This is a genomic window from Streptomyces sp. NPDC006655 (assembly GCF_040703965.1).
Taxonomy (GTDB): domain Bacteria; phylum Actinomycetota; class Actinomycetes; order Streptomycetales; family Streptomycetaceae; genus Streptomyces.
In genome coordinates this window covers 49520-57735 of sequence record NZ_JBEYJU010000055.1, presented here as the reverse complement: position 1 = coordinate 57735, position 8216 = coordinate 49520, and the positions used below count along the sequence as shown (strand labels likewise).

The following is an 8216-nucleotide window of genomic DNA, read 5'->3' as shown; positions in this document are numbered from 1 at the left end:
GCCCACCGCCGCCACCTCCGGGGTGCTCACGCTGACGGCCACCCAGCCCTACGGGTTCGGCGGCCTGCGGACTCGGCGGCCTACGGGTTCGGCGGCCTGCGGACTCGGTGCCCTGCGGACCCGGCGGCCTACGGGTTCGGGGGGCCGGGCTTCGTGTGGAGCACCGCGCGGGCCTGTTCCGCCGCGCGGGCGATGCTCTCGGAGACGAAGTCCACGAACCGTGCGATGTTCTCCAGACGTTCGGCGGCCGGGGTGCCGGGGCCGAGGACGGCGACGCCCTGCCGTGCCGTCTCCCCGAGCTGGGCGGTGGCGCGGGCGCTCGCCATCGTCGACTGGTACATGACGTCGTCGTCGACGACGTACCGCTCACGGCGGCGTTCGTCGCGCTCGCGACGGACCAGACCCTGGCTCTCCAGGAACGCGATCGCCTTGGAGACGGTCGCCGGACTGACCTGGAGGCGCCGGACCAGTTCCGCCGCGGTGAGGCTGCCGGCGTCGGTGGTGTACAGGCAGACCAGGACCCGGGCCGTCATCCTGGGGAGCCCCGACTGCATGAAGACGGTGGTCAGCAGCTCCTCGTAGCCCCGTACCGCCTCGGTGTCGCGCCCGTGCGGCTCCGTGGCCGCGCCCGCGCGGCGGGGCGCGGCCGGGCGGCGGCGGTGGGCGCGGTGCTCGGTGGCGCGGTGGGCGAGGTCGGCGCGGTAGGCGGTGGGGCCGCCGTTGCGCATCACCTCACGGGTGACGGTCGACGTCGGCCGGTCGAGCCGACGGGCGATCTCCGCGTAGGCGAGGCCGTCGGCCAGGCCCAGCGCGATCTGCTGACGCTCCTGCTGGGTGAGTCTGCCTCCCGGCATCGCGGCCTCCTTCGGGGTGGTGCGTGAGAGTGCAGAGTAGCGTTCACTTTCCACTCATTGCAACGAACGGCGATCCGCTGTTGCGTTAGCTTTCTGTCCATTGCAACGATAATCAACCTTTGAACTGCACATTTGCTGGATTAGTGCAACGAAGTCGTTGCTCAATCCGTGAACGCAACGTAGCGTTTCCAGCATCGGAAACAACGAGTCCAAGGAGCGCACGATGCAGAAGTTCGACACCCCCGCCCCCGTCTCCGTCGTCCTGGACATTCCCGCCGGGGCGATCCGGTTCATCGCCGCCGACCGGGCGGACACCACCGTCGCGGTCCGGCCCGCCGACCCCGCCAAGGGCCGTGACGTGAAGGCGGCGGAGCAGGCCGAGGTCTCCTACGGCGACGGGGTTCTGCGGATCGGCATCCCGGCCGCGAAGAACCGGATCCTCGGCAGCTCCGGAGCCGTCGAGGTGACCGTCCAGCTGCCCGCCGGCTCCCGGGTCGACGCGAAGGCGGCCCTCGCCGAACTCCGGGGCGTGGGCCGGCTCGGCGACGTCACCTTCGAGGGCGCCCAGGCGACCGTCAAGCTCGACGAGACCGGCGGCGCCCGCCTCACCCTCCAGGCCGGTGACATCGAGGTCGGCCGACTGGGCGGCGCCGCCGAGATCAGCACCCTGAAGGGCGACATCGGCATCGCCGAGGCCGTCCGCGGCTCCGTCACGCTGAACACCCAGCACGGCGCCATCTCCGTCGGCGCGGCCCGCGGGGTCTCCGCCACCCTGGACGCGGCCACCGCCTACGGCCGGATCAGCAACACGCTCCAGAACGCCGACGGCGCCGGCGTGGGCCTGAACATCACCGCGAACACCTCCTACGGCGACATCACCGCCCGCAGCCTGTGACCGCCCACCGGCTCCCGGCCGCCGCTGCGCGCCCCACAGGTGTCCCGGGCGGCGGCCTGGGAAGTCGGGGGTTACCAATCTGCCGCGACGGCCGTGGCAGGGACGGGAGGGTGGAGCGGCGTGCGTACCGTCGGTGTGGAGGAAGAGCTCCTGCTCGTCGACCCCGAGACCGGAGAGCCCAGGGCGCTGGCCGCGGCGGTGCTGGCGCGGGCCTCGCTGGCCGATCCCGGGCAGGACGTGTTCGAGAAGGAGCTCTACGGCCAGATGCTGGAGTTCGCCACCCAGCCGCAGTCCGTGATGGCGGAGCTGGGCGAGGAACTCGTCCGCTGCCGCAAGGAGGCCGCCCGGCTGGCGGGGGAACTGGGCAGCACGGTCGCCGCGCTCGCCACCTCACCGCTGCCGGTCAGCCCCTCGGTCAGCGTGAGCCGGCGCTACCAGTGGATGGCCGAGGAGTACGGCATCTCCACCCGTGAGCAACTGGTGTGCGGGTGCCACGTGCACGTCGCCGTGGACTCCGACGAGGAGGGCGTGGCGGTACTGGACCGGCTGCGGCCGTGGCTGCCGGTGCTCGTCGCGCTCAGTGCCAACTCACCCTTCTGGCAGGGCAGCGACACCGGCTACGCCAGCTACCGCAGCCGGGTGTGGATGCGCTGGCCGTCCGCCGGGCCGACCGAACTGTTCCGGTCGCCCGAGCGCTACCACCGGCTGGTCTCGGACATGGTCGCCACCGGCGTCATCCTGGACGAGGGGATGGTCTACTTCGACGCCCGGCTGGCCAAGCGCTATCCGACCGTGGAGATCCGGGTCGCCGACGTCTGCCTGCGGGCGGAGACCGCCGTCCTCGTCGCCACCCTCGCCCGGGCGCTGGTGGAGACCGCGGCGCGGGAGTGGCGGGCCGGGAAGGATCCGGTCGACCACGGCGTGAGCCTGGTCCGGCTCGCCGCCTGGCGGGCCGCCCGTTCCGGGCTCGACGGGAAGCTGCTCGACCCCGTCACCCTGCAACCCCGCCCGGCGCGGGACGTGCTCGGCGCCCTGTTGACGCACGTCCAGGACGCGCTCGCCGACACCGGCGACCTCGCGGCCGCCCAGGAGGGTGTCGAGCGGCTGCTGCGACACGGAAACGGCGCCGACGAACAACGCAGGCTGCTGGAGCGCACCGACAGCCTGAGGGACGTCGTCACGGAGTGCGTCCGCCACACCCAGGCGTGACGGCGCTCCTGTAGGTGCTCCTGAAGGCGCTTTTTCACCCCTAGAGGATCAGCATCAGCGCGTAGACGAGGAAGAAGGCCGCGACGATCGCGACGAGGAGCAGGATCAGGGTCAAGGGGGCCTTGGCCCAGCCCTTGGTCGGGTTGTGCGTCTCCAGGGGCCCGGCACCCGGCGTGCTGCTCTCGGCGGGCGGGGTCTCGCCGGGCGGGACACCGCCTCCGGGCTCCAGCCCGGTGGTCCGCTCGGGCTCCGGATCGGGGTTCACATGACTCATGCCCCCCGAGTAACCAGACCGGGCCGGATCATCGGCCGGAGCGCCCCTCCTTCGGTTTCCGTGCCAGGACGAACGCCCGCGGCCACCTCTCGCCCTCCAGCGGCTCCCGGATCAGGGTCGCCGCCACGTCCAGACCCGCCTTGGAGAGCATGTCGCCCACCGCGTATGCAGGGCGCCAGTGGTAGCGGAGGTCGATCCGGTGGCCGAAGCGCTCGGTGAGGTGCAGCCCGGGCGGATCGCCCTTCTGGAAGGCCAGCAGGACGTGGCCCCCGGGGACCAGGATGCGGTGGAACCCGGCGAAGGTGTCCGGGAGGTGGGCGTCGGGGATGTGGATGATCGAGTAGAGGGCGAGGATGCCGCCCAGGGTCGCGTCGGGCAGGTCGAGCGACGTCATCGAGCCCAGGTGGAAACGGACCCCGGGGTGGGCCGCACGGGCCAGGGCGACCATCGCGGGCGAGAGGTCGATGCCGAAGGCCGGTACGCCCAGGCCGTTCACATGGGCGGTGACGTCCCCGGGGCCGCTGCCCAGGTCGGCCACCGGCGCGGTGCCGTTCGCCTTCACCAGCGCGGCGAACGCGCCGATCAGGGACATGTCCACCGGCCGGTCGGGGAGGCCGGGGTAGGCGGTGGAGTAGTCCTTGGCGATCGCGTCGTAGGACGTACGGGTGGTCTCTATGAAGTCGGTCGTGTCCGAGTCCGTCACGGACGCGCAGGCTACCGGGCGGGCGTGGCCCGCGTGGCGAAGTCGCGGCACCGGGCCGGTCCCGTTTCGATCGGTGGACAGAACCGGCGTGATCGTCGTCAGACGTGGTATGCGTGGAAGAGGAAACATACGTGTTACCCAGCCACGTCCGAGGTCATGCCTACCCGGTCAGAGTTTCTTCCCCTAACGGGCTGAACTTTTGTTGATCTCGGGTCAGTTGACCCTTCGGGCGTCCTACCCTTCAGAGGGTGAACCAATTGATGTCCCTAGAGTCCGAGGCCGACCTCCCCGGGGATGTGCTCCCCGGCGTGCTCAGCGAGGAGCTGCACGCCGAACTCGTAGCCTTCCGCCGCGACCTGCACATGCACCCCGAGCTAGGAAACCAGGAGTTCCGCACCACGGCCGCGATCAAGGAACGGCTGGAGAAAGCCGGGCTGCGACCGCGTGTCCTCGGGTCGGGGACCGGGCTCCTCTGTGACATCGGGCCGGCCGGGGACGGGCTGCCGATGCTCGCCCTGCGCGCCGACATCGACGCGCTGCCCATCCCGGACATGAAGACCGAGTCACCGTACCGGTCCACCGTCCCGGACCGGGCGCACGCCTGTGGGCACGACGTGCACACGACCGTGGTGCTCGGCGCCGGGCTGATCCTCGCGGACCTGCACCGGCAGGGGAAGCTGCCGCGCCCCGTGCGGCTGCTCTTCCAGCCCGCCGAGGAGGTGCTGCCCGGCGGCGCCGCCGACGCCATCGCGGACGGGGTGCTGGACGGGGTGGGGCGGATCATCGCCGTGCACTGCGACCCCCGGGTGGACGCCGGGCGGATCGGGCTCAGGACCGGGGCCATCACCAGCGCCTGCGACCGGATCGAGGTGGCCCTGGACGGCCCCGGCGGGCACACCGCCCGGCCGCATCTGACCACCGACCTGGTCACCGCCGCCGCCCGGGTCGCCGTGGACGTGCCGGCGCTCATCGGGCGACGCGTGGACACCCGCAGCGGTCTCGCGGTGACCTGGGGGCGGATCGAGTGCGGACACGCGCCCAACGTCATCCCGCAGCACGCCGAGCTCTCCGGGACCGTGCGCTGCCTGGACATCGAGGCGTGGCGGCAGGCGCCCGACGTGGTGTACGCGGCCGTCGAGGAGATCGCCACGCTGCACCGGGCCAAGTCCGAGATCAACTACGTGCGCGGGGTGCCGCCGGTCGTCAACGACCCGGTGATCACCGAACTGCTCCGGGAGGCGATGATCGCCCGCCGCGGCTCCGAGGCCATCGAGACGACCGAGCAGAGCCTCGGCGGGGAGGACTTCTCCTGGTACCTGGAGCACGTCCCGGGCGCCCTGGCGCGGCTCGGGGTGCGGACCCCGGGCGAGCGGACCGTGCGCGACCTGCACCAGGGCGACTTCGACGCCGACGAGCGGGCCATCACCGTGGGCGTGGAACTGTTCACGGCCGCCGCCCTGATCGACGCCACCATGTAGTCGTACCACCGCGAGTCATATCAATCGCCGGCAGAAACGGTCCCCTTGCCGGCGGTCCGGTCGGCCACCGGTCCGGCCGTCCGGGGGGGGCGAAGGGTGTCCGACAGGTACCCCTTCGCCCGCTTGTGTCACCCCGCCGTAACCGGCGATCTTCACTTGTAACCCGGAGTCGGCACGGTTCGATAACGGCCCGGAGAAACCCCGTTCCCCTCCCCTTCTACGCGCGTTACTGTGCGCCGAAATCGCCACCGCGGGTGGCCGGTTGAGCAACGGGCCGGTGACGGTGCCGTGGGGACGAAGGGGTACGTGCTGTGCGTTCTGTCTCTCGGAGGACGAGGTTCTCCAAAGCCGCGGTGACCGTAGCCGTCATCGCCCTCGCGGCCGCCGGGTGCGGTAAGTCCAGCCAGGACAGCGGTGGCTCCACCGCCGGCTCGTCCGGCAAGTACAACGGCAAGGGCATCGGCCTCGCCTACGACATCGGCGGCAAGGGCGACCAGTCCTTCAACGACGCCGCCTACGCCGGTTTCCAGAAGGCCGAGAAGGAGTTCGGCATCAGCGGCCGGGACATCGAGCCGCAGGACGGCGAGTCCGACGCCGACAAGGTGCAGCGCCTCGACACGCTGGCCAGGGCCGGTTACAACCCGATCATCGGGGTCGGCTACTCCTACGCGCCCGCCGTCAAGGAAGTCGCGGCCAAGTACCCCAAGATCACCTTCGGCATCATCGACGACAACGAGGTGACGGCGAAGAACGTCGTCGACATGGTCTTCGCGGCCGAGCAGTCGTCGTACCTCGCGGGCGTGGCGGCGGCCTCCGCCACCAAGAAGGACCACATCGGCTTCATCGGCGGCGTCGACGTCCCGCTCATCCACACCTTCGAGGCGGGCTTCGACCAGGGCGCCAAGTCGGTCAACCCGAAGATCAAGATCGAGTCGCAGTACCTGACCCAGACCGCCCAGGAAGGCGGCTTCTCCAGCCCCGACAAGGGCAAGGCCGCCGCGCAGGGCCAGATCGACGCCGGCGCCGACGTCATCTACCACGCGGCCGGGCTCTCCGGCCAGGGCGTGATCGAGGCCGCCGCCACCGCCAAGATCTGGGCGATCGGCGTCGACTCCGACCAGTACCAGCAGTCCGCGCTCGCCAAGTACAAGGACTACATCCTGGGGTCCGCCCTGAAGAACGTCGGCGGCGCCGTGTACGACCTCGTGAAGTCCGTCCACGAGGGCAAGCCGGAGACCGGTGTGGTCGAGGGCACCCTCAAGACCGGCGGCGTGGGCTTCGCCGACACCAACCCGAAGTACAAGGCCCTGACCAAGGTCGTCGCGGCCGTCGACAAGGCCAAGCAGGACATCATCGACGGCAAGGTGACCGTCAACACGAAGTAATGCGCCCATAGCGGTCTCGGCTCGTACGCCCCTTGCCTCCTGCAAGGGGCGTACTGCTGTCCGTGACGGTGGGCCGTGACGGTGGCCACAGCTAGATAACGGACCGGACATTGGGGGTTTTCCGTCTGGTCTACGCGCGTTACGCTGCGGCGGAACCAGCGCCTGGTTTGGGCGCTTGCACAAAGGAGTCAAGTTCCATGCGCCGGGTGTCTCGTATCGCGGTTGCGGGCGTTGCAACCGCAGCCCTCGCCGTCACTGTTTCAGCGTGCGGCAGTTCGTCCAGCTCGTCCACCGGCAAGGGCGGCGCGTCCAAGGGCGTCGGTCTCGCGTACGACGTCGGCGGCAAGGGCGACCAGTCCTTCAACGACGCCGCCTACGCCGGTTTCCAGAAGGCCGACAAGGAGTTCGGCGTCACCGGCCGGGACATCGAGCCGCAGGACGGCGAGTCCGACGCGGACAAGGTGCAGCGCCTGGAGACCCTGGCCAAGTCCGGGTACAACCCGGTCATCGGCGTCGGCTTCGCCTACGCGCCCGCCGTCAAGGAGGCCGCCGCGAAGTTCCCGAAGGTCACCTTCGGCATCATCGACGACAACCAGGACCAGGCGAGCAACATCGCGGACATGGTCTTCCACGAGGAGCAGTCCTCGTACCTGGCCGGCGTCACCGCCGCGCTGTCCACCAAGTCGAACACCGTCGGCTTCATCGGCGGCGTGGACGTCCCGCTGATCCACAAGTTCGAGGCGGGCTTCGAGCAGGGCGTCAAGGACACCAAGAAGAACGTCACGGTCAAGGCCCAGTACCTGACCCAGACGGCCCAGGAGGGCGGCTTCTCCAGCCCCGACAAGGGTGAGGCCGCCGCCGAGGGCCAGATCGGCGCCGGCGCCGACGTGGTCTACGCCGCCGCCGGCCTCTCCGGCCAGGGCGTCATCAAGGCCGCCGCCGCGCACAAGGTGTGGGCGATCGGTGTCGACTCCGACCAGTACAGCCAGGCCGCGCTGTCGAAGTACAAGAACTACATCCTGACCTCGGCCCTCAAGAACGTCGAGGGTGCGGTCTTCGACCTGGCCAAGTCCGTCATCAAGGACAAGGAGCCGCTGTCCGGCGAGATCCGCGGCTCCCTGAGCAACGGTGCCGTCGGCCTGGCCGACTCCAACCCGGCCTTCAAGAACAACGCCACCCTGCAGGCCGCGCTCAAGAAGGCCGAGGCCGGCATCAAGGACGGCTCCATCGTGGTCAAGACCTCCTGACCCGACGGTCATGACCATGTCGTAGGCATGGCCAAAAGAACGCTGTAATGGCAGCGTTACGGCCACGGAACGGGGTGCGGGGAGGATGACTTCCCGCGCCTCTGCCGTAGACCTGAGCGATCCGCACGAGAGTCCGCGCACCGGCCCGGGGGCCGGCCGAAGATCCCTGGG

General features: G+C 70.3%; 8 protein-coding genes. 5 read left to right on the top strand and 3 right to left on the bottom strand.

The genetic code is table 11. The annotated features are described in order from the left end of the window. Positions 1-128 precede the first annotated feature (128 nt). On the bottom strand, positions 129-854 hold the full coding sequence (locus tag AB0958_RS28130) for a helix-turn-helix domain-containing protein (protein WP_366893269.1): 726 nt from the start codon (positions 852-854) through the stop codon (positions 129-131). Between the two features lie 223 nt (positions 855-1077). On the opposite strand from AB0958_RS28130, the gene AB0958_RS28125 reads away from it, so the two are divergent. Together AB0958_RS28125 and AB0958_RS28120 are read left to right on the top strand one after the other, a co-directional pair. Beyond that, positions 1078-1749 carry a DUF4097 family beta strand repeat-containing protein gene (locus tag AB0958_RS28125; RefSeq protein WP_366893268.1) on the top strand — a complete coding sequence of 224 codons (672 nt, stop codon included), beginning with the start codon at positions 1078-1080 and terminating at the stop codon, positions 1747-1749. Positions 1750-1869: 120 nt separating this feature from the next. Continuing rightward, a complete protein-coding gene (locus AB0958_RS28120) occupies positions 1870-2958 on the top strand; it encodes a glutamate--cysteine ligase (protein WP_366893267.1) in 1089 nt (362 codons plus the stop codon). A 40-nt stretch (positions 2959-2998) separates the two neighbouring features. Here AB0958_RS28120 and AB0958_RS28115 read toward each other — a convergent pair whose 3' ends face one another. Together AB0958_RS28115 and AB0958_RS28110 are read right to left on the bottom strand one after the other, a co-directional pair. Then, on the bottom strand, positions 2999-3232 hold the full coding sequence (locus tag AB0958_RS28115) for a DUF6480 family protein (RefSeq protein ID WP_366893266.1): 234 nt from the start codon (positions 3230-3232) through the stop codon (positions 2999-3001). Between the two features lie 28 nt (positions 3233-3260). Next, a complete protein-coding gene (locus tag AB0958_RS28110; protein WP_366893265.1) occupies positions 3261-3935 on the bottom strand; it encodes a class I SAM-dependent methyltransferase in 675 nt (224 codons plus the stop codon). Positions 3936-4195: 260 nt separating this feature from the next. Here AB0958_RS28110 and AB0958_RS28105 point away from each other — a divergent pair, with 260 nt between their 5' ends. The 3 genes from AB0958_RS28105 to AB0958_RS28095 all read left to right on the top strand — a co-directional run bounded on the left by AB0958_RS28105 (position 4196) and on the right by AB0958_RS28095 (position 8045). Then, positions 4196-5413 (top strand): M20 family metallopeptidase, encoded by a 1218-nt coding sequence (locus AB0958_RS28105; RefSeq protein WP_366893264.1) that lies wholly within the window; start codon positions 4196-4198, stop codon positions 5411-5413. A 353-nt stretch (positions 5414-5766) separates the two neighbouring features. Next, the gene (locus tag AB0958_RS28100; RefSeq protein ID WP_366893263.1) at positions 5767-6798 is read left to right on the top strand and encodes a BMP family ABC transporter substrate-binding protein; all 1032 of its coding nucleotides are present in this window, start codon (positions 5767-5769) and stop codon (positions 6796-6798) included. 197 nt (positions 6799-6995) lie between these two features. Beyond that, entirely contained in the window at positions 6996-8045 is a 1050-nt protein-coding gene (locus AB0958_RS28095) for a BMP family ABC transporter substrate-binding protein (RefSeq protein WP_366893261.1), read from the top strand. Positions 8046-8216: the final 171 nt, after the last annotated feature.